The following is a 24,479-nucleotide window of genomic DNA, read 5'->3' as shown; positions in this document are numbered from 1 at the left end:
GATCAGTGATCCCTTCCTTGGTTCTCCTGCGAGCGGGGTTCCTGCGCCTGCTCGATGGCTTCGACGATGGCCGACGGGGTGGCGGGCAGGGTGGTCAGGGTGACGCCGAGCGGGGCCAACGCGTCGTTCACCGCGTTGATCACCGCGGGCGTCGAGCCGATGGCACCGCCCTCGCCCGCACCTTTGTAGCCGCCGACGCCGGGGCCGGGGATCTCGACGTGGCCGTACTCGATCGTCGGGACCTCGGTGGCGGTGGGTAGCAGATAGTCCACGAATGTTGAGGACAGCGGGTTTCCGGCGTCGTCGTAGGAGAGCTTCTCCAGCAGCGCGCCGCCGATGCCCTGGGCGGTGCCGCCGGCGATCTGGCCTTCGACCACGTTGGGGTTGATCATCGGGCCGACATCCTCGCTGACGATGTAGCGCGTGAGGGTGACGTGCCCGGTGACCACGTCGACCTCACACGTACAGGCGTGGGTGGCATTGGCCCAGTGGATCGGGGCGGTCGGCGGTGCGGTGTAGCGGGCGGTGGCCTCCAATGACGCTGACATGCCCGGCGGCAGCATCTGCGGCTCGTAGTGGGCGCGGAAGGCCAGATCGGCGAAGCTGACACTCTTTTCGGGATTGTTGCGCGCAATCGCCTTCGACCCGCCGAGTTCGATCTCGGATTCCTCGACGCCCAGGCGTGCGGCGGCCATCGCGACCAGTTGGTTGCGCAGGATGGTGCCGGCCTCGTTGACCGCGCCCGCGGTCATCGGGGCGCTGCGGCTGCCCTGGGTGCCTGCACCGTAGGGGGTCACCGCGGTATCGCCCTGGATGGTGGCGACGTCGTCGATGTCGGCGCCCAGAGCGTCGGCGGTGAGCTGGATGACGGTGGTTTCCAAGCTGTTTCCGGTGGATCCGCCGTTGACGTACACGTTGATCTTGCCGGTCGGCTCCATCCGGATCGTGCATCCCTCGCTGGCCAGGTGCCCCGTGGCCGCACCAGTCGGCTCGATGTAGGCCGAGAAGCCCAGCCCGAGGTAGCGGCCCTGGGCCAGCGCCTCGGCCTGCTCCTTTCGGAAGCCCTCGTGGTCGAGGATCTTGACGGCCTGCTCGAAGGTCTCGATCGGGGCGACGTGGTCATAGGGCATGCCGTTGGGGTTGAAGTACGGCATCTCGTCGCGGCGCAGGAGATTCTTGCGCCGCAGGTCGACGGGATCCATGCCCATCTTGCGGGCGGCGATGTCGAGAAGTATTTCGCGGGTGAGGGTTTCGTACTGCCACGGCCCGCGGTAGGCGTGCAGGCCCGCGGTGTTGGAGAACACCGTCTTGTAGCTGAAGCTGGCCTTGGGCACCCGGTACGGGCCGGGGAAGAACATGCCGATGGCCGCGGTGGTCAGCACGGGGTACGGGGTCGGGTACGAGCCGACGTCCTGAATGAAGTCGATGTCGGCCGCCAGGATGGTGCCGTCGTCATCGAAAGCCATGCGCACGTCGCCGTCGACGTGGCGGGACTGACCGGCCGACATCAGGTTCTCGCGGCGGTCCTCGATCCACTTGAGCGCCGTGGGAACTTTGCGGGCGGCCAGCATGATGCACATGTCCTCGCGCATCGGGACGACCTTCTGGCCGAATCCGCCGCCGGTGTCGCGCATGATGACTCGCACATGTTGGGCCGGGATGCCGAGCAGCCGGGCCGCGAAGGCTCGCAGTTCGTGCGGGGTCTGAGTGGAGGCCCAGATGGTCAGCTCGCCGGAGGTCGCCGACCATTCGGTGACCATGCCGCGCGTCTCGATCGGCACCGGCACGTGCATCTGCTGGTAGACGTGCTCTTTCACCACATGCGCGGCGGAGCCGAAGACCTCTTCGTCGGGCGGCATGCCGGCCAAGCCGCCGGCGTTGTTGTCGGGGAAAGCCTCGTGAACGGACACCTCGGAGGTGAGGGCCTGCCGGAAGTCGGCGATCGCGGGCAGTGGCTCGTAGTCGACGTCGACCAGATCGACCGCGTCCTCGGCGATGTAGCGGTTCTCGGCGATGACGAGCGCCACCGGATCCCCGACGAACTTGACCTCGCCCTCGGCCAGGGGTGGCCGTGGGGTGTCGGCGACATCCTTGCCCGCGACGGCATGCCAGGCCTCTTTGACCTCAGGGTTCAGGTCGGCGGCGGTGAGCACCGCATGTACGCCGGGCAGCGCCAGGGCTGCGGCGGCATCGATGACGGTGAACTTCGCATGCGCGTAGGGGCTGCGGACGAAGCAGGCGTGCAACATGCCGGGCCGTGTGATGTCGTCGACGTACGTACCGCGTCCGGTGAGCAGGCGGGTGTCTTCGACCCGCTCGACCCGTCTGCCGGCATAGCGGGTTGCGACGGTCTCCGGTACGGCTGACGCCATAGGATCGCTCCAATCCGTCGGTTACTTCTGCGCGTAAGTAAATGGCCGCCGGAGGCTCCGACGCTGAATAAGAGTGTGGTTATCGTACATCGGAAAGCAACATGCCTGAAGAAGAGAGTGTCATTTCCGCACGGACCCGGCCGCTGGCGGCGGCGGTGCTGACGACCGCCGCCATCGCCGTCTCGGTCGCCTCGGCGCCGGCGTCGTTCGCCAGGCCGGCGGCCGAGGCGGGCCTGGTCGACGTGCGCTCAATCGTCCCCGACGCGGTGATCGACCTGCGGTACGCGACCAGCGACAACTTCGTCGGCCAGAGGCTCTATCCGCCCGGGGCGCCGTGTCTGGTGCACGAGTCGATGGCCTCCGGGCTGGCGGCCGCTGCGGCCGCGCTGCGACCGCAGACCCTGGTGTTCTGGGACTGCTATCGGCCACACGAGGTGCAGGTCAAGATGTTCGAGGTGGTGTCCAACCCGAACTGGGTGGCCCGGCCGTCAGCGTATGCACGCAGCCACGAGGCAGGCCGCTCTGTGGACGTGACGATCGCCGGGGCTGACATGGGCACCGGGTTCGACGACTTCACTCCGCGCAGCCTGGCCTACGCCACCGACGGGGTGAGCCCCTCTGCGCAGGCCAACCGGGCCCGGTTGCGTGAGGCAATGGGTGCCGGCGGGCTGACGGTGTACTCGGGGGAGTGGTGGCATTTCGACGGCCCGGGCGCGGCCGATCCTCGGCCCTATCTGGACGTACCGCTGGGATAGGTCCCCGTCAATATTTGCGGACCCTGTCATCCAGGTTTCGGATGTGCCAGCATGGGGAACTGAAAACGTTCGAACGATCCGGTTCGCGTGGAGTCGCAAATGAACGTCTTGAAACTGGTCCAGGGTGCGGCGCTGATCGCCGCCTGCGCCGTCCCGATCGCACCACTGCCCGCTGCATCCGCGCAGCCGTGCCCCGACGTCGAGGTGGTGTTCGCCCGCGGCACCTACGAGCCGCCGGGCGTCGGCGGACCGGGACAGACCTTCGTCGACGCGCTGCGTGCGCGTGCCGGGCAACGCTCGGTCGAGGTGTATCCCGTCAACTATCAGGCCAGCGGGAATTTCGGTGACCGCATCGAGTTCGCCAGGACGGTTGTCGATGGCATCCGGGACGCGTCCGGCCACATCGAGGCCACGGCCAGGGACTGTCCCAACACCAAGGTGGTTCTGGGCGGATACTCCCAGGGCGCGGTGGTAGCGGGCTACACCACCGCGGCCGCCATTCCTGACGGCATCCCGCCCGAGTACAAGCAGTTCATCCCCCAACCCATGGCTCCCGCCGTGTCCGACCATGTGGCCTCGGTGGTGCTGCTCGGCACGCCGTCCGACGAGTTCATGCGCGATATCGGTGCGCCGGCGATGGTGATCGGCCCGCGGTACAAGGGCAAGACCATCGAGTTGTGCGAGCCCGGCGACACCATCTGCGACGGAACACCGGCGGGGGTCCCCAACTTTGCGCACAGTGCCTACCTGCTCAACGGCATGCCGGGCCAGGCCGCTGACTTCACCGTGAGCCGGCTCTGAGGGTGCCGAGTTGATAACGATCTGAAACCTCAATGGTTGCAATGTCATCCGTGAGTGAAGGTTCTTTGCTGAGCCCCACTATGTTCACTAAGTGCACCGTCGAACGGCCCTGAAGATCCCGCTGGCACTGGCCGCATCCGCGGCTTTGAGCACACTTCCCGTGATCCCTCGCGCGACCGCAGCAGCGGGCCAATGGCCGGTTGAGCGCGCCAACGCGTGGTATCAGGCGCAGGGCTGGCTCGTCGGCACCAACTTCATCACGTCGAACGCGATCAACCAGATCGAGATGTTCTCGCCGGGCACCTACGATGCGCGGCGCATCGACAGTGAGCTGGGCGCGTGCCGGCTCCTCGGGTTCAACACCGTACGGGTCTTCCTGCACGACCTGCTGTGGGCGCAGGACCGAGCCGGATTCCAAAGCCGGCTCGCCCAATTCGTCGGGATCGCGGCGCGTCAAGGAATCAAGCCACTGTTCGTCTTCTTCGATTCGTGCTGGGATCCGCACCCCCAGCTCGGGGCACAGCGGGCGCCGACGCCCGGCGTGCACAACTCTGGCTGGGTGCAGAGCCCGGGCGCACAACGTATCGACGACCCTCGCTACCGCCCCGCTCTGCGCGATTACGTGGTCGGGGTGATGAGCCAGTTCCGCAACGACAACCGGGTCCTGGGCTGGGACCTCTGGAACGAGCCGGACAATCCTGCGAAGCAATACCGCAAGGTCGAGCGCAAGGACAAGATCGACGCCGTCGGAGGTCTGCTGCCCCAGGTGTTCGGTTGGGCGCGTTCGGTCAATGCCGTGCAGCCGTTGACCAGTGGTGTGTGGCAGGGCAGCTGGGATCGCGGAAGCCGCAGCGAGATGGACAACTTCCAACTCGACAACTCCGACGTCATCTCCTTCCACTCCTACGCGGGCCCCGACGAATTCGAGGCCCGCATCGCCGAACTCGCCCCGCTGGGGCGGCCGATCCTGTGCACCGAGTACCTGGCCCGGGATCAGGGCAGCACCGTCGAAGGCGTGCTGCCGGTTGCCAAGCGGCACAACGTCGGTGCCTACAGCTGGGGTCTGGTGGCCGGAAAGACCCAGACCTATTTCCCGTGGGATTCGTGGGACAAGCCCTACACCAAGGTTCCGAACGTGTGGTTCAGCGATCTGCTGCAACCCGATGGGCGGCCCTACAAGGAAAGCGAATACCAGACACTTCGGAAGCTGACCACCCGGGTTTGACCGCCCGTCAGCGCGATGCCGATCCGCTCGGTCGAAGGACACCCTTGAACTCGTCCGAGGCGAGGCATCGAGCCTGTGCGGCGACGGCCATTCGCAGACTGGTCGCAGAATCCAGGCGCCAACCGGCATCGATGGCTGCCCGCGCGCCGTGCACCGCCTTCGGCGGTTGGGCGGCCAGTCGCTCGGCGAATTCGTCCACCGCAGAACCGAGTTGGCCATCGGGGACAATGCGATTGGCCAACCCGATCCGGAATGCCTCGGCAGCGTCGATGATCTCGCCGAGCAGGATCAATTCCCGCGCTCGACCCTCACCGATGATGCGCGGCAGCCGGAAGGTGGCACCCATGTCGGGCAGCAGGCCGTAGCGACCCTCGATGAGGCCGACGCGTGCGCCTTCGGCAAAAATCCGGAAGTCACAGGCCAGGGCCAGTTGCAGGCCCGCGCCATAGGCGTGGCCGTGGACCGCGGCGACGCTGGGGCACCGCAGTTCTGGGATGAACTCGAAGACGCCTGCCACCTCGAGGCCCAGTTCGATGGTTTCTTCGTCGTCGGGGTCCCGGTCGGCGAACCGGGCCAGCGTGCCCGTCATCGCCTCCGCCAGATCGAGCCCCGCCGAGAACGACCTGCCCGCGCCCGCCACCACCAGGCAGTGCAACCCATCGTCCTCGGCCAGCCGTGCACCGAGATGACCGAGTTCCGTTCGCATTTGCGGATTCAGCGCGTTGAGCTTGGCGGGCCGATTCAGCGTCAGGGTGCCGACGTGCGCCCGGCGGGTGTAGCGGATCGTCTCGTAACCGGCGTCGTCTGCCATGGCATCTCCCCGAAGGTGGTTTGTCCCTCACTCCTTCAGACGATGCGCAGCAGTCATGTGTGACACCGGCCATGTGGTGTCACATCCGGGCACCGTCCTTCGTCAACGGTCTAGATACCCAAAACAGAAGGGACACCACCATGAACATCGCGCTATGGGCCGCCCAACTGGTATTGGCCGCGGTATTCGCCGTATCCGGTACCGCCAAACTCACGATGACCCGCGAGAGGCTGTTGGACACCGGCCAAACCGGGGTGGCCATGTTTCCCATGCCCGTCGTCCGCTTCACCGCCTCGATGGAACTTCTCGCGGTGATCGGGTTGATCGCGCCTGGGCTCACCGGAATCGGTGCGGTACTGACGCCGCTGGCCGCCGCCGGGTTGTGTGTGGTGATGGTCGGCGCGGCGTGGGCGCACAGCCGACTACACGAACCCCGCAGCGTGCTGGCCAACACCGTGCTCTTCGCGCTGGCGGCCTTCGTGATGATCGGCCGGGGCCTGGTCTCCTAGAACGACTGGCCGTTGGCGTAGCGCTCGCGGCGGTAGTGGCGCCCCCTGCCACGGTTGCGAGCCTTGTACGTCGGCAGCTGGGAGTCACAGTTCGGGCAGACCAGGCGCAGATTCTCCCGCCGATTGTTCGTCGAGTCCCCATCAACCACCAATGTCAGCAACAGACCTTGCCAGGTGCTGGTTCCGCCACAGATTGCGCAGCAGCCTGACTGAGCGTCGGCCAGATACAGCCGAACGTAGTGCCCCGGGTGGCCGTCGATCCACGCTTCCCCGGAATCGAGCCAGCGCTTTGTCATGGCTTCTCGTCGAGCAACAGCCTGACACGCATTACCGCAATAGGTTCTTTGGCTGCGCTTCGAAAGCGGTGCACCGCAAGCGCGACACAGTCTCATGGATTGAAGCTACGAGCAGGCACCGACAAACGGCCGATGCCAAAGCTGGAGCCCCCTATCGGGATTGAACCGATGACCTACATATTACAAGTATGTTGCTCTACCACTGAGCTAAGGAGGCGGGTGGAACGCGCCCTAGCTTAACGGGTCAGTCGTCGGCGTCGATAATTCGCTGTGAGGCGACGGGCCGCGGGGAGGTCCGCCGCGACGAACGGCGAGGCAGCGGAATGCGGTCGGCGATGTTGCTCAGTGGATTGACCACCTGGCTCAGCGTGATGACCGCGTCGTGCAGCGCGTCGATCGTGGGGGCCAGGGCCTCGAGCCCGGGCGCCAGTCGATTCAGGGTGTCGGCGACGTCGGCGAGTTTGAGCAGCGGGCCGTCGGGATCGGTCAGGGTGTCGAGCAGGCCGCCCTCGGCGAGCAGGCGGTCGGCCACCCCGTCCTCACGAAGTACCCGCTCGAACAGTCCGTCGTTGGCCAGCAGTTGATCGGCCAGGCCGCCCGGCGCGATCACCCTGGACACCGCGCCGTCCTCGGTGGTCAGTCGGTCCAGCAGGCCGCCTTCCAGGGTGACCTGATCCACCAGGCCTCCGGGGGCCACCGCCCGGGCCACCGCGCCGTTGTCTGCGGTCAACCGGTCCAGCAGGCCGCCCTCGGCCGTCAACTGGTCGACCAGCCCGCCCGGGCGCAGCAAACGGTTGATCGGGCCGTCGGGCGCCAGTGCCCGACCCAGCGGCGCGTCGTCGTCCAGCAGCCGCGCCAACCGGTTCGCGCGCTCCACCGCATCGTCGATACCGAACAGTGAGGCCATCGATGACCTGCCGTTGAGTGGGTTCGCATCGGTGAAGCTGCGCTGCACCGCATTGAGGGTCTCGTTGGCGATGCCGAGTCCGGCGTCGGCCACGGCCAGCCCGATTCGCACGGGCGCGGTAGCAACCTGGACCAGCGTCTTGCCGAGGTTCATGGGCGTCAGTGTAGTTACCCGCGTCACAGCTAAACTCACAGGAAGTGCACAGCGTGCATGCAGGTTGAGTTCAAGAGGCACCATCAACATCAGGGAATGGCCATGCCTGCAGTTCCTGAGAGCGTCCCCGAAGCCCGGATCCTCGTCGTCGACGACGAGGCCAACATTGTGGAGCTGCTGTCCGTCAGCCTGAAGTTCCAGGGTTTCGAGGTCCACACCGCATCCAATGGCGCCGCTGCCCTCGACAAAGCGAGGGAAGTCCGCCCCGACGCGGTGATCCTGGACGTGATGATGCCCGGCATGGACGGCTTCGGGCTGCTGCGCCGGCTGCGCGCCGACGGCATCGACGCGCCCGCGCTGTTCCTCACCGCCCGCGACAGCCTGCAGGACAAGATCGCCGGGCTGACCCTCGGCGGCGACGACTACGTGACCAAGCCGTTCAGCCTCGAAGAGGTCGTCGCTCGGCTGCGGGTGATCCTGCGCCGGTCCGGCCGGGGCGTCGAGGAACCCCGCAACGCCAAGCTGTCGTTCGCCGACATCGAGCTCGACGAGGACACGCACGAGGTGTGGAAGGCGGGCGAGCCGGTCTCGCTGTCGCCGACCGAGTTCACCCTGCTGCGCTACTTCATCATCAACGCGGGCACGGTGCTGTCGAAGCCCAAGATTCTCGACCACGTGTGGCGCTACGACTTCGGTGGCGACGTCAATGTCGTCGAGTCCTACGTGTCCTACCTGCGCCGCAAGATCGACACCGGCGACAAGCGCCTGCTGCACACGCTGCGCGGGGTCGGTTACGTTTTGCGTGAGCCGCGCTGAGGTCCGTTCATCGGCGGCATACTTTTGGAGTGTTTGACCGGGTAGAGCGGCACGGTGTGCCGTTGCGGGTCGGACTGGTGGCCGTCGCACTGGTTCTGGTGGCGTGCGGACTGCTGGCCTCCGGCGTCGCGGTGACCTCGATCATGCGGCACACCGAGGTGAGCCGCATCGATCAGACGCTTCTCGACGCCGCGGGAAGCTGGGCCCAGGAGCCGCGCCAACTGCCCATGACCCCCCTGGAGGGGCCGAACCCGGCACGCCCGCCGTCGAACTTCTACGTCCGCGGCGTCGATCAGGACGGCCGGACCTGGATCGCGATCAACGACCGCGAGGCCGAACCCGCACTGCCCGACGACAACAACGTCGGTCCGGCGCCGGTGACCGTCAAATCCGTCGGCGATTCCGACGTGCAGTGGCGGGCCATGACCGTGGAGGGCCCCAACGGTGAACTCACCACGGTCGCGATCGACCTGTCCGACGTGCAGTCGTCGGTACGCGCGTTGATCTGGTCGCAGGTCGGCATCGGCACGGTGGTGCTGGTGGTCCTCGGCATCGTCGGCTACGCCGTCGTGCACCGCAGCCTGCGCCCACTGGTCGAGGTGGAACGCACCGCCGCGGCCATCGCGGCCGGCCAGTTGGATCGTCGTGTCCCCGAACGGGATCCGCGTACCGAGGTGGGGCGGCTGTCTTCGGCACTCAACGGCATGCTCGCGCAGATCCAACGGGCGATGGCGTCGTCGGAAGACTCCGCCGAGCAGGCGCGCACCTCCGAGGAACGGATGCGCCGCTTCATCACCGACGCGAGCCACGAGCTGCGCACCCCGCTCACCACGATCCGCGGATTCGCCGAGCTGTACCGCCAGGGGGCCGCCCGCGACGTCGAGATGCTGATGGGCCGGATCGAAAGCGAGTCCCGGCGGATGGGCCTGCTGGTCGAGGACCTTCTGCTGCTGGCCCGCCTGGACGCGCAGCGGCCGCTGGATCAGCATCGGGTCGACCTGTTGACCCTGGCCACCGATGCCGTGCACGACACGCAGTCGATCGCCCCGAGCCGTCGGGTGCGCATGGAGGTGTTCGACGGCCCCGGGACCCCCGAGGTGCTCGGCGACGAGGCCCGGTTGCGCCAGGTGCTGAGCAATCTGGTCGCCAACGCGGTGCAGCACACCCCGGAAACTGCCGGGATCACGGTGCGGGTGGGCACCGACGACAACCACGCCATCATCGAGGTGTGCGACGAAGGGCCCGGCATGAGCCAGGACGACGCGCGCCGGGTATTCGAACGGTTCTACCGCGCGGATACCTCACGCACCCGCGCGAGCGGCGGCACCGGGCTTGGCCTGTCGATCGTGCATTCCCTGGTGCTGGCCCACGGCGGCACGGTCAAGGTCACCACGGCGCCCGGTCAGGGCTGCCGGTTCACCGTCAGCTTGCCGAGGATTGCAGAGCTGCCAGCGCGGCTTTGATCTTCGCCTGCGCCGCGTCGAGGGATTCGGCCGACGGGTTGTGATCGACGTGAGCGAAACCGAAGTCGGCGAGGTTGTAGGCCGGGAACACGTGCACATGCAGGTGCGGCACCTCGAGGCCGGCGATGATCACGCCGGCACGTTGGGCACCGAACGCCTGGCACACGGCCTTGCCGATCAGCTGTGACACCTCCATCACCCGGCCGAACACCGCGGGTTCGACGTCCTGCCAGTTGTCGATCTCGGCCCGGGGAACCACCAGCGTGTGGCCCTGCGTCATCGGTGCGATGGTCAGGAACGCGACGATCTCATCGTCTTCGTAGACGAATCGCCCGGGCAGTTCTCCGTTGATGATCTTCGTGAAGACGGACGCCATGGTCGCAAGCATAGTGAGCGCCCGATCTGGGCCCGCTGAGAGTTTGGCGCTGCCCGTGGAGTCGTCGTTGAGGCCGATCGTGCTCTATCTTTGCTGAATGGGCGGGGGATTTTAGCTAGTCCGATGTGGTCACATATCGGCTTTAAGGGGATTCATGCAGCAGGAGCTGACCGATGCGGTTTTGCAGGCTGAGCTGGAGCAGATAGCCGAGGTAAACCTCAACCGCCACCTGGCCACCACCAAGGACTGGTATCCGCACGATTACATCCCGTGGGAGTCGGGCAGCAGCTTCGCCGCCGCCGGTGGCAAGGACTGGGATCTAGAGCAATCGCAGCTGAGCGACGTGGCCCGGGCGGCGATGATCACCAACCTGCTCACCGAGGACAACCTGCCGTCGTATCACCGTGAAGCCGCCGGAAGTTTCTCCCAGGACGGACCCTGGGGAGCCTGGGTGAATCGCTGGACCGCCGAGGAGAATCGGCACGGCATCGCGATTCGGGACTATCTGGTGGTCACCCGCGGCGTCGATCTCGTCGCGCTGGAGCAGGCCCGCATGGAGCACGTGACCAACGGCTTCACGTCCACGGACGAAGAGCGGGCGATGCACAACTCCGAATTCCTGATGTCGGTCGCGTACGTGACCTTCCAGGAGCTGGCCACCCGGGTCAGCCACCGCAACACCGGCAAGGTCTGTGACGATCCGATCGCCGACCGGCTCCTGCAGCGCATCGCAGCGGACGAGAACCTGCACATGATCTTCTACCGGAACATGTGCGAGGCCGCCCTCGACCTTTCGCCCGACCAAGCCCTTGACGCGGTCGGCGCTGTCGTCGAGAACTTCCGGATGCCGGGACAGGGGATGCCGGACTTCCGCCGCAACGGTGTGTTGATGGCCAAGCACGGGATCTACGACCTGCGCCAGCACCTCGAAGAAGTGGTCATGCCGAACCTGCGCAAGTGGCGGATCTTCGAGCGCGATGACTTCAGTGCCGCCGGTGAGGCCCGTCGCGATCAGCTGGCGGCGTTCCTGGAAGACCTGCAGACAAAGGTGGTCAAGTTCGAGGAGCAGCGTGATCGGCTGCTCGCGCGCGAGGCCGCCAAGCGCGAGCGCGAAGCTTCCTGAACTCCGGTCACGTCCCGGAGATGGTCTCGTGCAGTTCCTCGACCGTCCACGGCGGCGTGCTGTTGTGGTCCCGGAACCCGATGAAACCGGTTGAGGGCCGGGCGAATTCGCCGATGAACCCGCCCGCCGCGATGAAGATGCGGCCGGTCACATCCTTGGCTTCGTCGCTGACCAGGTAGGCGTAGGTCGGGGCCACGTACTCCGGCGGTGCCGCGTCCAGCGCGCCCTGCATGCTGACGTCGTCGAGCAGCCCGCGCCGGTTGAGTTCGGTGATGTGCTGCTCGTAATCCGATCCGGTGGACAGCCGGGTGCGGGCACCCGGGCACACCACGTTGGCCCGGACCCCGTGCTCCTTGAGCTCCGCGGCGATGGCCAGCGTCAGTCCGTTGACCGCACCCTTGCCCGCCGGATAGCCGCTGCCGCCGTAATCGCCGAGGAAGGCGAAGGAACTGGTGTTGACGATGGTGCCGCCCCCTTGGGCCACCATCTTCGGTGCGACCGCACGGCAGGTCTCGAACACCGTGCCCAGGTGCGCGTCGAGCAGCTCGCGAAATTCGGTGCTGGTGACATTCAGAATGGAAGACCCGGCCGGTTCTGCGGTACCTGCACAGTTGACCAGGATGTCGACGCGGCCGAACTCGGTCACACAGGTGTCGACGAGCGCGTCGGCCACCTGCGGGTCGGCGGGTGAACCGGCGTGGGGGACACCGGAAATCCGCTGTGCGGCAGCGTGTGCTGCGTCGGCGTCGCGTCCGTTGACCACCACACCCGCACCCTGGGAGGAAAGCAGTTCGGCAACGGCCAGGCCGATGCCGCGGGTGCCGCCGACCACGATCGCGCCGCGGCCGGCGAGCGCGTCGCTGGTCAGTTGTCTTCCTGCGCGAAGACCATGGCTTCCAGGTTCCAGTAGCCGCGCAGGTTGGTGATCAGGCCTTCGTCGTTCACCTTGTAGGTGAAGACGCCACGCACGGTGGCGGTGAACCCGTTGGGAAACTTGGTGCGCAGCACCAGGATGTAGGCGATCTCGTTCGGCGAGCTGGACGGGAACGTCTCCTCGCACGTGACGGTCAGCTCGTTGGGCCCGATGTTGGCGTCGTAGAAAGCGCCGAGGGCTTCCTTGCCGCGCACGCCGGTGCCGTCGGGGTTGGTGACGGCCTCGCCGATCGGGTCCTCGACCAGGATGTCATCGGCCATGAGGGCCAGCCAGCCCTCGCGGTCACCGGATTGCACGCATTTCCACGACGACCGCGATGCGACGACGACAGGTGTCTCAGTGGATGTCTCGGTCATGTGTTCCTTTCACACCGAGTTGTGGAGCCGCAGCCGTTCTCGCTACGGCTGCGGCTCCACAAAACGCAGAGTGGTTACCGATCGGCGTCCGTGTAGCGGATGACGCCGCGGATGTTGCGACCCTCGAGCATGTCGGCGTAGCCGTCGTTGATCTGCTCGAGCTTGTACTGCCGGGTGACCATGTCGTCGAGGTTCAACCGACCCGCCTTGTACATGCTCAGCAGCTGCGGGATGTCGTGGTGCGGGTTGCCGCCGCCGAAGATGGTGCCCTGCAGGCGCTTCTGCAGCAGCGTCAGCATCGACAGGTTGAGCTTCACGTCGTTGCTGGCCATGTTGGCGACCGCGGTGGCGACCACGGTGCCGCCCTTGGCGGTGATGTTCATGTAGTGGTCGATGTCCTCGCCCTTGAGCTCACCGACGGTGACGATCGTCTTGTGCGCCATCCGGCCGTGGGTGACCTCGGCGACGCCTGCCATCGCCGAGAAGATGTCGGGGTAGGCGTGGGTGGCACCGAACTTCAGCGCATTGTCACGCTTGAACTCGACCGGGTCGACGGCGAAGACGTTGCGTGCACCGGCGGCCAGCGCACCCTGCAGGGCGCCGGTGCCGACACCGCCGACACCGACGATCACGACGTCGTCGCCGGGTCGGACGTCACCGCTGCGCACGGCCGAGCCGTAGCCGGTGGTGACACCACAACCCACGAGGCAGGCCACCTCGAACGGGATGGACGGATCGATCTTCACGACCGAGCTCTTGTGCACCACCATGTACGGGCTGAACGTGCCCAGCAGAGTCATCGGGATGACGGGCTGGCCGGTCTTGACGGAGTGGATGCGATGGGTGCCGTCGGAGACGGCGGTGCCGGCCAGCAGACCTGCGCCCAGATCGCACAGGTTACGCAGGCCCTCCTGACACGCCGGACATTCACCGCAGGACGGGATGAACGACAGCACGACGTGGTCGCCGGGCTGGATGTGGTCGACGCCCGGGCCGACCTCGGTCACGATGCCGGCACCTTCGTGGCCGCCGAGCACCGGGAACCCTGCCATCGGGATGTCGCCGGTCACCAGGTGGTGGTCGGAATGGCACATGCCCGAGGCTTCCATCTGAATCTTGACCTCGTCCTTGACGGGGTCACCGATCTCGATCTCCTCGATCGTCCACGGTTGGTTGAACTCCCAGATGAGAGCGCCTTTTGTCTTCATCGACATGTGCCTTCCACTAGAGCCGGTGATCACAGACTAGAGCCATTAGTTGCATGCGTCACACCCACCCCCAAGCAACCGCTTGGCAAGGGACTACCAGATCTTCACCGGGGCTTCGCCGAGCGGGTAGTAACCGGGCAGTTTCTCGCCGGCCACCGAACGCTCGATGCGCTTCTGCATGGTGGGAGTGAGGTCGCCGGAGGTGATCAGATCCATGAACGCCTTCTGAACGTGGCCGAAATCGAAGAAGTCCCGCTGCCACTCGATCAGCAGCTGATCGTTGAGCCGGAACCAGCTGCCTCCGATGCCGTAGATCTCGCTCGTGGTGCCGTCGCTCTTGTTGGCGATCTGTTTCCAGAATCCGACGATCTCGTTCTGCTTCTCGTCGATCAGCACCCGCTGGTACTCGTAGACCCAGTTCTCCAGGCCCTCCATCTCCAGCCCCAGCGCCACGTCGCGGATCTCGTCGCGCCCGACGCACATCACGTCTTCCTTGGGGCCGATGTTCCAGCCGTAGGTGGCATCTTCGGTGTAGAAGTCGGCCAGCGGCTTCCAGTCACCGGCCTTCTCGGCCTCCTGGTTGGCCTTGAGCCAGCGATCCGACCAGGCTTCCAATTCTTCGCGTGACGCCATTGTCATTCCTTCTCTTTGATGAATAGTGCTTGGGTGGGACACATCTCGACGGCCATCTCGACGGCTCCACGGAGCTCGTCGGGTGGCTCATGATCGAGGATCTCGACGGTGCCGCGTTTGGGAACCCGGAACACGTCCGGGGCTTCGAGCTCACACATGGCGTGGCCCTGGCACAGATCCTCATCGACCTCAACGCGGTAGCAACCCATGGGTGCGCTCCTAAACCCGCTTCCGGTAGCGAACCTTGGCCGGCCGGGCCAGCTGCACCACCATCTTCGAATGGTCGTTCTGGTAGGTCTCGGGCGGCTGTGCCATCTCGAACTCGTACTCGCGCAACAGGACCGAGAAGATCGCCTTGATCTGCATCTGGGCGAACGCCGCCCCGACGCAGCGGTGCTTGCCTGCCCCGAACGGGATCCAGGTCCACCGGTTGATGAGGTCTTCCTGGCGCGGCTTCTCGTACCGGTCGGGGTCGAAGGCATCCGGGTCGGGGAAGTCCTCCGGGATTCGGTTGGAGATCGCCGGTGAGGCCGCCACCATCTGGCCCTTGTGGATCGGGTGGCCGGCCACCTCGAACTCGTCCTGGGCCACCCGCATCAGGATGATCAGCGGGGGATGCAGCCGCAGGGTCTCCTTGAGCGCATTGTCCAGGTTCGGAATCTGGCGCAGCGCATGGAAACTCACCTCTTGGCCGTCGGCGTAGAGGTCGTCGAGCTCCTGTTGGACCTTGGCGTAGAAGTCCGGATGGCGCAGCAGTTCGATCAGCGTCCAAGACGAGGTCCCAGAGCTGGTGTGGTGGCCGGCGAACATCAGTGAGATGAACATGCCGGTGACTTCATTGGCTGAAAAGCGCGGATTGCCCTCCTCGTCCTTGATGGACACCAGCACGTCGAGCAGGTCCCGATCGCTCTTGTCGGTGGGCGGATTGGCGATCCGGCCGTTCATCACCTCCTGCACCAGCTCCACCAGGTTGGCCCGGGCCTCGTCGCGGATGCGGAAGCTCTCGATCGGCAGGTAGGGGTCGACGTAGCACAGCGGATCGGTGCCGCGCTCGAGCAAGTGGTAGTAGTTGGCGAACCGCGAATCGAGCTGGTTGCGGAACTTCTCGCCGATCAGGCAGGCCGTCGAGGTGTAGATGGTCAGCTCGGCGAAGAAGTCGAGCAGGTCGATTTCGCCGCTGTCGCCCCAGTTCTCGATCATCCCGCGGACCTGCCGCTCGATCGTCGCGGCGTGGCCCTTCATCTGCTCACCGCGCAGCGCGGTGTTGTGCAGCATCTCGGCCCGGCGCTCCGGATCGGCGTCGAACACCACGCCCTCACCGAAGATCGGGGTCATGAACGGGTAGGCCTCGGCCTGGTTGAGGTCCGAATCGCTGGAGCGGAAGAAGAACTCGTTGGCCTCCGCGCCGCTCAGCAGCAGCACCTGCTTGTCGGCGAGCTGGAACCAGCCGACGTCACCGCATTCCTCGCGGATGCGCTTCATCAGGCCGATCGGGTCGGTGCGGAACTCTTCGAGGTGGCCGTGTTCCTCGGCGCCTCCGGAGACGCGCTGTACTTCCTTGAGTTCTGAGCTCGTCATTATCGTTCTCAGCCTTCCACTCTCAGCTTCTGGCGATCCTCGACGTCGGACAGCGGCGCCTCGGGCTGAATTTCCAGTTCGGCGATGAAGCCGCCGCGGGGGGTTTCCGCGACGAAGGTGATGGCCCGCGCGAGATCGGCTGCGCGCAAAAAGTAGTCGTGGCGGGCCTGCCCCCACTTGGCCCAGTCCTCCAGCATCTCGCCGACCTTGTCCATCGGCGCGCTCCAGCCCATGGCGGTCTTGGTGGGCCCGGGATGGACGACCGAGGCGCGCACACCGGTGCCCTCCAGTTCCATCTGCAGGGTCTTGGCCATGCCCAGCAGGCCGGCTTTGGCGGCGCCGTAGCCGCCCATGTACGGCCGCGGCCGCAGGGACACATCGGAGCCGACGAAGATGATGTCACCGCGGCGGCGCTCGACCATGCCCGGCAGCACCGCGGTGGCAAGGCGGTTGGCGCCGATGAGGTGAATCTGGATTTGATTCTCGAACTCGTCGGTGCTGATCTCGTGGAGTTGGCCGAAGAAGGTGTCACCGGCACCGGCCACCAGCAGCTCGATGTCGCCGAGCGCCTCGGTGGCGCCGTGCACGAATGACTTGACCGACTGGGCGTCGGTGACGTCGAGTGGGAGCGCAATCGCCTCGCCACCGTCGGCTTTGATCTTCTCGACCAACTCCTGGCATTTCTCGACGCGGCGTGCACCGAGGGCGACCGGGAAACCGTGTGCGGCCAGTTCGGTCGCCGTGGCGGCGCCGATGCCGGACGACGCGCCGGCCACGATGGCCGGTCGGCGGTCGGGATGGGGTTCGAAACGGGCCATTTAACGTGCCTTTACTGTGATGGGCTTCAGCGGTGGGACACCGCAATGGGCAGGTGCGCGAATCCTCGTACGGAACTGGAATGCACCCGCACGGCCGCGGATTCATCCACTTCGTATCCGCGGATTCGCTTGAACAACTCGGTCAGCGCCACCCGTGCCTCCATGCGGGCCAGGTGCGCGCCCAGGCAGAAGTGGGCGCCACTGCCGAAACTCACCAGCTTCGAGCCGATGTCACGGCCGATCTGGTACTGGTCTGGGTTTTCGAAGACCCGCTCGTCGCGGTTGGCCGAGCCGGCCAACAGCACCAGCACATCTCCGGCCGGGACCGTGGTGTCGTAGAACGTCATGTCCTCGACGACCGCCCGGGCCAGGATCTGACTGGACGTGTCGTACCGCAGCGTCTCCTCGATCCACGGCTGGATCAGGTCGTGGTCGTCGAACACCGGGGCCAGCTGATCGGGGTTCTTGAAACCCCAATATGCGGCATTGGCAAGCAGTTTCGTGGTGGTCTCGTTGCCGGCGACCACCATCAGGAACAGGAACGCCATGATCTCGTCGTCGGTGAGCTTGTCGCCGTCGATCTCGGCCTCCACCAGCGCCGAGGTCAGATCGTCGGTGAGCCGCTTGCGCCGTTGTTTGACCATGTCGGCGTAGTAGACCAGCAGCTCGCCCGAGGCCGCGATGGCCGATTCGGGCACGTCGGCGATACCGTCCTCGCGGTGCATGACACCGTCGGCCAGCGCGCGGATGCGCACCCGGTCCTCCGCGGGCACGCCCATCAGCTCGGAGATGACGTCCATCGGCAGCTTGCCCGCGAAATCGTCGACGTAATCGAAGCTGGTGCTCTGCAGCGCCTCATCCAGATGCTGCACGGCGATCTCGGTGACCCGGCCCTCCAGCTCGCGGATGCGCCGCGGGGTGAAGCCCTTGGACACCAGGGTGCGAAGCCTCAGGTGGGCCGGATCGTCCAGCGCCAGGAACGACATGACCCGGTGGGCCTCATCGTTGCGTGAGATCGGGTCCAGGGCGACACCGTGCTTGTTGGAGAGCGCGACGCTGTTACGGAATCCGGCGACCACGTCCTTGTGCCGGGACAGGGCCCAGAACTTCAGCTCGTCGTTGCGGTAAAGCGGGGCCTCGTCGCGCAGGCGGCGGTAGTACGGGTACGGATCTTCGTGGAAGTCGTAGTCGTACGGGTCGAGGATCAGCTCGACTTCTCTCAAGGTCATTTGTCTTCTCCCAAGACGAGTCCGACCACGTAGGTCAATCGGTCGGCGATCTGGTGGTAGGTGAAGGCGCCGCTACCTGCATTGACCAGCGCGCCGAAGAACGTCATCTCCAGGGCGGAGACGATCCGGGAATCGGCATCGGGCCCGACGGCCGAACGGATGCGTTTGTGGATCTCGGCGCCGATGCGGTCCCGCACCTTGCGTACCGCCGGGTCGGTGCCGCCGCCCAGCAGGGCTGTGGTGCAGGCGGCCGCGACCTCGGGTTCGTCGGCGACGACGAGGGTCAGTGCACGCAACGCCTTGTCGACGCGGGTGGTCATGGAGTCGTTCACGTCGGTGAAGTACGGGCACTGGCGGACCAGGTCCAGGTACATCTCGGCGATCAGGTGGTTCTTCGACGAGAAGTACGTGTAGGCCGTGGCAGGTGCGACCCCGGCGCGTGCGGCGACCGCACGCACCGTCAGATCGGCGTAGGACGATTCGCGCAGCATCTCGGTTCCGGCGGTCAGGACCTTGCGGAAGGTCTCCTCCTGCCGGCGGTTGCGCGGGGCCTCCTTGCCTGGCTCCGGAGCTGGTTCTGTGACTGCGGACACCGTATCGCTGGACACATGTCCAAGTTATCGGACGATGCCGCGGTTGGGCAAGTGTGGACCGTGGAAGGCCATAATGAACTGCGCGTTCTGGTGTCGTCTGCGGTCCGATGGGGTACGCCCTTGCGGCTCGACATTGTCTGCGGCTATCGTTCGAGACGAGACAGCCGGACAGTTGTCCAGAATTCGTGAAGTGGAGTTCACCGATGCCGGTACTGGCCGATCGCCAGAGTCAACTGCTGATCGACGGCAAGCTCGTCGCCGGCGGTGGCGGAGCATTCGAGACCGTCAACCCCGCCACCGAGGAGGTGCTCGGCGTTGCCGCCGACGCCAACACCGAGGACATGGGCAATGCCATCGAGGCGGCGCGCCGTGCGTTCGACGACACCGACTGGTCGACGAACACCGCGCTGCGGGTGCGCTGCCTGCGGCAGTTGCGTGATGCGTTGCGCGAAAATGTCGAGGAATTACGGGAATTGACCATCGCCGAGGTGGGTGCCCCGCGCATGCTCACGGCCGGCGCGCAGCTGGAAGGTCCGATCGACGATCTGGCCTTCTCGGCCGACACTGCCGAGAGCTACGAGTGGACAACCGATCTCGGCTACGCCACCCCGCAGGGCATCCCGACCAACCGCAAGATCGCCCGTGAGGCCGTCGGTGTCGTCGGCGCGATCACCCCGTGGAACTTCCCGCACCAGATCAACCTGGCCAAGGTCGGCCCGGCGCTGGCCGCAGGCAACACCCTGATCCTCAAGCCCGCCCCGGACACGCCATGGGCGGCCGCGGCCATCGGTCAGATCATCGCCGAGCAGACCGACTTCCCGGCCGGGGTGATCAACGTCGTCACCTCCAGCGATCACTCGGTGGGCGCGTTGCTGTCCAAAGACCCGCGGGTGGACATGGTTTCGTTCACCGGGTCGACCGCGACCGGACGTGCGGTGATGACCGACGCGGCACTGACGCTCAAGAAGGTGTTCCTGGAGCTGGGCGGCAAGTCGGCATTCCTGGTGCTCGACGACGCCGACCTGGCCGGAGCCTGCTCGATGGCGGCCTTCACGGTGGCCATGCACGCCGGGCAGGGCTGCGCGATCACCACGCGCCTGGTGGTGCCGCGGGCCCGCTACGACGAGGCTGTCGAGGCCGCGGCAGCAACATTGAGCGGGATCAAGCCCGGTGACCCGAACAGCAAGCGCACGGTGTGCGGCCCGCTGATCTCTGCCCGCCAGCGCGACCGGGTGCAGTCCTATCTGGATCTCGCTCTGCAGGAGGGCGGCCGGTTCGCGTGCGGCGGTGGGCGTCCCGCGGACCTGGACACCGGGTTCTTCATCGAGCCGACCGTCATCGCCGGGCTGGACAACGACGCCCGGGTGTCCCGCGAAGAGATCTTCGGGCCGGTGCTGACCGTCATCGCGCATGACGGTGACGACGACGCCGTGCGGATCGCCAACGATTCGCCGTACGGCCTGTCGGGCACCGTGTTCTCCGGCGACGACGCCCGCGCCCAGGCGGTGGCCTCGCGGATGCGCGTTGGCACCGTCAACGTCAACGGAGGCATCTGGTACTCGGCCGATGCACCGTTCGGCGGCTACAAGCAGTCCGGAGTCGGCCGCGAGATGGGCCTGGCCGGCTTCGAGGAATACACCGAAATCAAATGCGTCGCGACTTTGGCCAACTAGATGCCGAGCGGCCAGTTATGACACGCAATCTCGCGAAGACCGTGCAATAACTGGCCAGTCGGCCGGAAAGGAACAGACATGGGACAGTTCGACAACAAGGTAGCCATCGTCACCGGGGCCGGTGGCGGTATCGGCCAGGCCTACGCCGAAGCGCTGGCGCGCGAGGGCGCGGCGGTCGTGGTGGCCGACATCAACACCGAAGGTGCCCAGAAGGTCGCCGACGGCATCAAGGGTGAGGGCGGCAACGCGCTCGCGGTGCGGGTCGACGTCTCCGACATCGACTCGGCCAAGGACATGGCGGCGCAGACGCTTTCGGAGTTCGGCGGCATCGACTACCTGGTCAACAACGCCGCGATCTTCGGCGGCATGAAGCTCGACTTCCTGCTCACCGTCGACTGGGACTACTACAAGAAGTTCATGAGCGTGAACCTCGACGGCGCGCTGGTGTGCACCCGCGCGGTGTACCGCAAGATGGCCAAGCGGGGCGGCGGCGCGATCGTCAACCAGTCCTCGACCGCGGCCTGGCTGTACGCCAACTACTACGGCCTGGCCAAGGTCGGCATCAACGGCCTCACCCAGCAGCTGTCGCGTGAGCTCGGCGGGCAGAACATCCGCATCAATGCGATCGCCCCCGGCCCGATCGACACCGAGGCCAACCGGACCACCACCCCGCAGGAGATGGTCGCCGACATCGTCAAGGGAATCCCGTTGTCCCGCATGGGCCAGCCGGAGGATCTGGTCGGGATGTGCCTGTTCCTATTGAGTGATCAGGCCAAGTGGATCACCGGCCAGATCTTCAACGTCGACGGCGGACAGATCATCCGGTCATGACTCAGCAGCGATACGGCTACATCGGCCTGGGCAACATGGGTGCCCCCATGGCCAAGCGCCTGGCCGAATGGCCCGGCGGGTTCACGGTATTCGATGTGCGCGCCGAATCCATGGAGCCATTCGCGGAGCTCGGCGCGACGCTGGCGGACGACGTCACGGGTGTTGCCGATGCGGACATCATCAGCATCACGGTGCTCAACGACGAGCAGGTGCGTTCGGTGATCGCGGACCTGGCGCCAAAGGTCAAGCCGGACACCGTGATCGTGATCCACTCGACGATCAGCGACACCACCGCGGCCGAGCTGGCCGAGCAGTACCGGTCGCAGGGCATTCACATCGTCGATGCCCCGGTCAGCGGTGGCGGCGCGGCCGCCGAGAAGGGTGAGCTGGCCATCATGGTGGGCGCCGAGCGGCCCGTCTACGAGCGGATCAAGCCGGCGCTCAAGCAGTTCGGCTCGATGGTGATCCACGCCGGTGAGCCCGGCGCAGGCACCCGGATGAAACTGGCCCGCAACATGCTGACCTTCACCTCGTACGCCGCGGCATGCGAGGCGATGAAGCTGGCCGAGGCGGCCGGGCTCGACCTGGGTGCGCTAGGTCGGGTGGTGCGTCATACCGATGCGCTGACCAGCGGGCCGGGCGCCATCATCGTGCGCGACAACATGGCCGAGCTGACCCCGGACCACTGGCTCTACGATGCGTTCACCCACACCCGCGGACTGGGGGAGAAGGATCTGAGCCTGGCCCTCGGCCTGGGTGACGTTGTGGGAGTGGACCTTCCGTTGGCCCAGGTGGCCTTGCAGCGGCTCGCAGAGGGCCTCGGCGTACCGCACAAGAACGACTAGGAGAACTTGCGATGGACGAGTTGCGCGCCAAGGGCCTGGCCAAGATGAACGAGGTCTACGGCTGGGAGATGCCGAACATCGAAGGGGATCCGTACTTCGATCTGACCGTCGACCACTTGTTCGGCACCATCTGGACCAAGCCCGGACTGTCGATGCGTGAGAAGCGGCTGATGACGTTGTCCGCGGTGACCGCCGTCGGCTCGCAGGATCTCGCCGAGATCCAGGTGAACGCCGCGCTGCTCAACGGTGAGTTTACCGAGGAGGAGCTCAAGGACATCGCCATTTTCCTCACCCAGTACCTCGGCTTCCCGCTCGGGTCCGGGCTCAACGGAACCGTGTCCAAGGTTGTGGCCAAGCGTCGCAAGGCCGCCGAGAAGGGGCTTGACGAGGACCGGCGCGCCAATGTGAACGCCGCGGTCAAGATGAACACCGGGAGCGAGCTCGATGACAAGTAGGTATGCCTCGCTGACCCGGGACGAGTTGGTCAAGCTGGTACCCGAGTTGCTGCTCATGGGCCAGATGATCGACCGGTCCGGGATGGCCTGGTGCATCAGCAATTTCGGCCGACCGGAAATGCTCCAGATCGCGATCGAAGAGTGGGCGGCGTCCAGCCCGATCTATACCCGGCGGATGCAGAAGGCGCTGCGGTACGAGGGCGTCGACGTCATCACCATTTTCAAAGGACTGCAGCTCGACATCGGCGCCCCGCCGCAGTTCATGGATTTCCGCTACACGATTCATGACCGCTGGCACGGCGAGTTCCACCTCGATCACTGCGGTGCGCTGCTCGACGTCGAGCCGATGGGCGAGGACTACGTGCGTGGCATGTGCCACGACATCGAGGACCCGACCTTCGATGCCACCGCGCTGGCCACCAACCGTAAGTGCCAGGTCCGTCCGATTCACCGGCCGCCCCGGACCCCGGCAGACCGTCAGCCGCACTGCGCGTGGACGGTGATCATCGACGAGTCGTACCCGGAGGTCGATGACATCCCGGCGCTCGACGTGATCGGCCGGACCCAGGCTGCGCGAACGGTTCTGGACCCGATCGATCCCTCCGGCGAGGGGGCGTCCGACTACTCGGGGCCGCTGGTGTCGGACCTCGACTTCGCGGCGTTCTCGCACTCGGCGCTGGTCCGCATCGCCGACGAGGTGTGCCTGCAGATGCACCTACTGAACCTGTCATTCATTCTCGCGGTGGGTACCCGGGCTGGGGCGAACACCGCACTGGCCACCGAGATCTGCACCAAGCAGCTGATCGGCGTGGCCGGACTGGGCGCCGAGCGTATTCACCGTGCGCTCGATCTGCCCGGTGGCATCGAGGGGGCTATGCGGGTCCTCGAGCTGCATCCGTTGTTCAATCCCTCGGCGTACATCGATGCCGAGTTCGGTCCGGACACGGTGTCGGTGCGGCGCTCGCCGGCGCACGAGGACGGGTCCTGGGTGGCGCTGACCGGGCCGGCCGAGACCCGGCCGCTGCAGGCTGTCGTCGCCGCCGTCAACCCGCATCTGTCCGTCGAGGTTATCGGCTCGGATGCGGAATGGACCGCCCGGGTGATCGAAACCGAGACCGCGGCAAAGGAATTCGATGAGGTTGCGGTGACGAAGTTCAGCGGCGGTGCGTCATTCGTGTTCGAGCCGCGGAAGTCGTTGCCGTTGACCGTCGTGTAAGTGACTATGTGGTGTACACGCTCAGGTGGACAAAGCGGGTAGTGGGTTCGCGCTCGTCAACGATGACGTTGCGATATACCGATTTCCCTTCAGCGTTGCGATAGCGATCCTGAGCACCGACCACCGACGGAGAACTCGCGAGGGGCGGACCGGCGATGATCGGGTCAAAGGGGGGATGGACCCGGGTGAGTGGCTTGTCGAAATGCGATTCAGCGAGGAGGTCCTGCAGGTCGGCGGACGGCATTTTCAGCGCCAGTTGATATCTGGTGTCGATCGCGCCGTCTACGCTGGCTTGCAGCACCTCTGCTCCCGCCGGTATCACGACCCCACCGAAATCGCTTGCCTTTTTGATCAACTCGGGATTGTTCGAGGTCTCGGCACGGGAGCCGAGCGTGCGGCCGACCGCGTCGTCAGGTGAGGTGCAGGCAACAGCCATGAACAGCGCCACCGCGGCAAGTCCGAACATGGACCGACGCTTCGTCTGCATGAGGTTCATCAAGGTC

At 65.9% G+C, this 24,479-nt stretch carries 27 protein-coding genes and 1 tRNA gene; 12 read left to right on the top strand and 16 right to left on the bottom strand.

All coding sequences use genetic code 11. The features are described 5' to 3' along the window. Positions 1-2: 2 nt before the first annotated feature. Positions 3-2,372: a xanthine dehydrogenase family protein molybdopterin-binding subunit gene (locus ACWEFV_RS18245; protein WP_450071172.1), complete on the bottom strand. Its 2,370-nt coding sequence runs from the start codon at positions 2,370-2,372 to the stop codon at positions 3-5. A 101-nt stretch (positions 2,373-2,473) separates the two neighbouring features. On the opposite strand from ACWEFV_RS18245, the gene ACWEFV_RS18240 reads away from it, so the two are divergent. The 3 genes from ACWEFV_RS18240 to ACWEFV_RS18230 all read left to right on the top strand — a co-directional run bounded on the left by ACWEFV_RS18240 (position 2,474) and on the right by ACWEFV_RS18230 (position 5,153). Continuing rightward, a complete protein-coding gene (locus ACWEFV_RS18240; RefSeq protein ID WP_450071171.1) occupies positions 2,474-3,127 on the top strand; it encodes a M15 family metallopeptidase in 654 nt (217 codons plus the stop codon). A gap of 99 nt (positions 3,128-3,226) precedes the next feature. Next, positions 3,227-3,928: a cutinase family protein gene (locus ACWEFV_RS18235; RefSeq protein ID WP_450071170.1), complete on the top strand. Its 702-nt coding sequence runs from the start codon at positions 3,227-3,229 to the stop codon at positions 3,926-3,928. Positions 3,929-4,073: 145 nt separating this feature from the next. Next, positions 4,074-5,153 carry a 1,4-beta-xylanase gene (locus ACWEFV_RS18230; protein ID WP_450071236.1) on the top strand — a complete coding sequence of 360 codons (1,080 nt, stop codon included), beginning with the start codon at positions 4,074-4,076 and terminating at the stop codon, positions 5,151-5,153. 7 nt (positions 5,154-5,160) lie between these two features. Here the strand turns inward: ACWEFV_RS18230 and ACWEFV_RS18225 are convergent, their stop codons facing one another. Then, complete coding sequence (locus ACWEFV_RS18225; RefSeq protein WP_450071169.1) at positions 5,161-5,964, bottom strand: enoyl-CoA hydratase/isomerase family protein; 804 nt, start codon at positions 5,962-5,964, stop codon at positions 5,161-5,163. Between the two features lie 140 nt (positions 5,965-6,104). Between ACWEFV_RS18225 and ACWEFV_RS18220 the strand changes: the two genes are divergently transcribed. Then, complete coding sequence (locus tag ACWEFV_RS18220; protein WP_450071168.1) at positions 6,105-6,473, top strand: DoxX family protein; 369 nt, start codon at positions 6,105-6,107, stop codon at positions 6,471-6,473. Here ACWEFV_RS18220 and ACWEFV_RS18215 read toward each other — a convergent pair. The 3 genes from ACWEFV_RS18215 to ACWEFV_RS18205 form a co-directional block, all read right to left on the bottom strand. Further along, complete coding sequence (locus ACWEFV_RS18215) at positions 6,470-6,865, bottom strand: HNH endonuclease (RefSeq protein WP_450071167.1); 396 nt, start codon at positions 6,863-6,865, stop codon at positions 6,470-6,472. The two genes, ACWEFV_RS18220 and ACWEFV_RS18215, sit on opposite strands and share 4 nt — an antisense overlap. A gap of 46 nt (positions 6,866-6,911) precedes the next feature. Next, a tRNA-Thr gene (locus ACWEFV_RS18210) sits at positions 6,912-6,986 on the bottom strand. 27 nt (positions 6,987-7,013) lie between these two features. Then, the gene (locus tag ACWEFV_RS18205) at positions 7,014-7,829 is read right to left on the bottom strand and encodes a hypothetical protein (protein ID WP_450071166.1); all 816 of its coding nucleotides are present in this window, start codon (positions 7,827-7,829) and stop codon (positions 7,014-7,016) included. A gap of 96 nt (positions 7,830-7,925) precedes the next feature. Between ACWEFV_RS18205 and ACWEFV_RS18200 the strand changes: the two genes are divergently transcribed. Together ACWEFV_RS18200 and ACWEFV_RS18195 are read left to right on the top strand one after the other, a co-directional pair. Beyond that, positions 7,926-8,645, top strand: a complete 720-nt coding sequence (locus tag ACWEFV_RS18200; protein WP_135452394.1) for a response regulator transcription factor — start codon at positions 7,926-7,928, stop codon at positions 8,643-8,645. 29 nt (positions 8,646-8,674) lie between these two features. Further along, on the top strand, positions 8,675-10,108 hold the full coding sequence (locus ACWEFV_RS18195) for a sensor histidine kinase (protein WP_450071165.1): 1,434 nt from the start codon (positions 8,675-8,677) through the stop codon (positions 10,106-10,108). Here ACWEFV_RS18195 and ACWEFV_RS18190 read toward each other — a convergent pair. Beyond that, positions 10,068-10,484, bottom strand: coding sequence for an HIT family protein (locus ACWEFV_RS18190; protein WP_450071164.1), 417 nt, complete (start codon positions 10,482-10,484; stop codon positions 10,068-10,070). The genes ACWEFV_RS18195 and ACWEFV_RS18190 overlap by 41 nt on opposite strands. 154 nt (positions 10,485-10,638) lie before the next feature. On the opposite strand from ACWEFV_RS18190, the gene ACWEFV_RS18185 reads away from it, so the two are divergent. Continuing rightward, positions 10,639-11,607 carry an acyl-ACP desaturase gene (locus tag ACWEFV_RS18185; protein WP_135452401.1) on the top strand — a complete coding sequence of 323 codons (969 nt, stop codon included), beginning with the start codon at positions 10,639-10,641 and terminating at the stop codon, positions 11,605-11,607. A gap of 7 nt (positions 11,608-11,614) precedes the next feature. On the opposite strand, the gene ACWEFV_RS18180 is transcribed toward ACWEFV_RS18185, so the two are convergent. From ACWEFV_RS18180 to ACWEFV_RS18140, 9 genes are all read right to left on the bottom strand, one after another. Next, complete coding sequence (locus ACWEFV_RS18180) at positions 11,615-12,442, bottom strand: SDR family NAD(P)-dependent oxidoreductase (RefSeq protein WP_450071235.1); 828 nt, start codon at positions 12,440-12,442, stop codon at positions 11,615-11,617. A 29-nt stretch (positions 12,443-12,471) separates the two neighbouring features. Then, positions 12,472-12,897, bottom strand: a complete 426-nt coding sequence (locus ACWEFV_RS18175) for a nuclear transport factor 2 family protein (RefSeq protein ID WP_450071163.1) — start codon at positions 12,895-12,897, stop codon at positions 12,472-12,474. A gap of 74 nt (positions 12,898-12,971) precedes the next feature. Further along, entirely contained in the window at positions 12,972-14,105 is a 1,134-nt protein-coding gene (locus tag ACWEFV_RS18170) for an NDMA-dependent alcohol dehydrogenase (protein ID WP_135459823.1), read from the bottom strand. A gap of 93 nt (positions 14,106-14,198) precedes the next feature. After that, entirely contained in the window at positions 14,199-14,738 is a 540-nt protein-coding gene (locus ACWEFV_RS18165; RefSeq protein WP_450071162.1) for a nuclear transport factor 2 family protein, read from the bottom strand. 2 nt (positions 14,739-14,740) lie between these two features. Continuing rightward, positions 14,741-14,947, bottom strand: a complete 207-nt coding sequence (locus ACWEFV_RS18160) for a ferredoxin (RefSeq protein WP_135452408.1) — start codon at positions 14,945-14,947, stop codon at positions 14,741-14,743. Positions 14,948-14,957: 10 nt separating this feature from the next. Next, entirely contained in the window at positions 14,958-16,316 is a 1,359-nt protein-coding gene (locus ACWEFV_RS18155; RefSeq protein WP_450071161.1) for a cytochrome P450, read from the bottom strand. An 8-nt stretch (positions 16,317-16,324) separates the two neighbouring features. Next, positions 16,325-17,134: an SDR family oxidoreductase gene (locus ACWEFV_RS18150; RefSeq protein ID WP_450071160.1), complete on the bottom strand. Its 810-nt coding sequence runs from the start codon at positions 17,132-17,134 to the stop codon at positions 16,325-16,327. A gap of 26 nt (positions 17,135-17,160) precedes the next feature. Beyond that, on the bottom strand, positions 17,161-18,363 hold the full coding sequence (locus tag ACWEFV_RS18145; protein ID WP_450071159.1) for a cytochrome P450: 1,203 nt from the start codon (positions 18,361-18,363) through the stop codon (positions 17,161-17,163). After that, the gene (locus tag ACWEFV_RS18140; RefSeq protein WP_135452418.1) at positions 18,360-18,971 is read right to left on the bottom strand and encodes a TetR family transcriptional regulator; all 612 of its coding nucleotides are present in this window, start codon (positions 18,969-18,971) and stop codon (positions 18,360-18,362) included. Before ACWEFV_RS18140 ends, ACWEFV_RS18145 begins: the two co-directional genes overlap by 4 nt. Before the next feature lie 188 nt (positions 18,972-19,159). On the opposite strand from ACWEFV_RS18140, the gene ACWEFV_RS18135 reads away from it, so the two are divergent. From ACWEFV_RS18135 to ACWEFV_RS18115, 5 genes are all read left to right on the top strand, one after another. Next, complete coding sequence (locus ACWEFV_RS18135) at positions 19,160-20,629, top strand: aldehyde dehydrogenase (RefSeq protein WP_450071158.1); 1,470 nt, start codon at positions 19,160-19,162, stop codon at positions 20,627-20,629. 78 nt (positions 20,630-20,707) lie between these two features. Further along, positions 20,708-21,460: an SDR family oxidoreductase gene (locus tag ACWEFV_RS18130; protein WP_135452422.1), complete on the top strand. Its 753-nt coding sequence runs from the start codon at positions 20,708-20,710 to the stop codon at positions 21,458-21,460. Then, complete coding sequence (locus ACWEFV_RS18125; RefSeq protein WP_450071157.1) at positions 21,457-22,305, top strand: NAD(P)-dependent oxidoreductase; 849 nt, start codon at positions 21,457-21,459, stop codon at positions 22,303-22,305. Before ACWEFV_RS18130 ends, ACWEFV_RS18125 begins: the two co-directional genes overlap by 4 nt. Positions 22,306-22,316: 11 nt before the next feature. Continuing rightward, on the top strand, positions 22,317-22,760 hold the full coding sequence (locus tag ACWEFV_RS18120; RefSeq protein WP_039325318.1) for a carboxymuconolactone decarboxylase family protein: 444 nt from the start codon (positions 22,317-22,319) through the stop codon (positions 22,758-22,760). Next, a complete protein-coding gene (locus ACWEFV_RS18115) occupies positions 22,750-23,976 on the top strand; it encodes a hypothetical protein (protein ID WP_450071156.1) in 1,227 nt (408 codons plus the stop codon). Before ACWEFV_RS18120 ends, ACWEFV_RS18115 begins: the two co-directional genes overlap by 11 nt. A gap of 4 nt (positions 23,977-23,980) precedes the next feature. On the opposite strand, the gene ACWEFV_RS18110 is transcribed toward ACWEFV_RS18115, so the two are convergent. Then, the gene (locus ACWEFV_RS18110) at positions 23,981-24,472 is read right to left on the bottom strand and encodes a hypothetical protein (protein ID WP_450071155.1); all 492 of its coding nucleotides are present in this window, start codon (positions 24,470-24,472) and stop codon (positions 23,981-23,983) included. Between the last annotated feature and the right edge of the window lie 7 nt (positions 24,473-24,479).

The sequence above is a fragment of the Mycobacterium sp. NPDC004974 genome (assembly GCF_053600815.1).
This window is presented reverse-complemented; position numbering and strand designations above follow the sequence as displayed.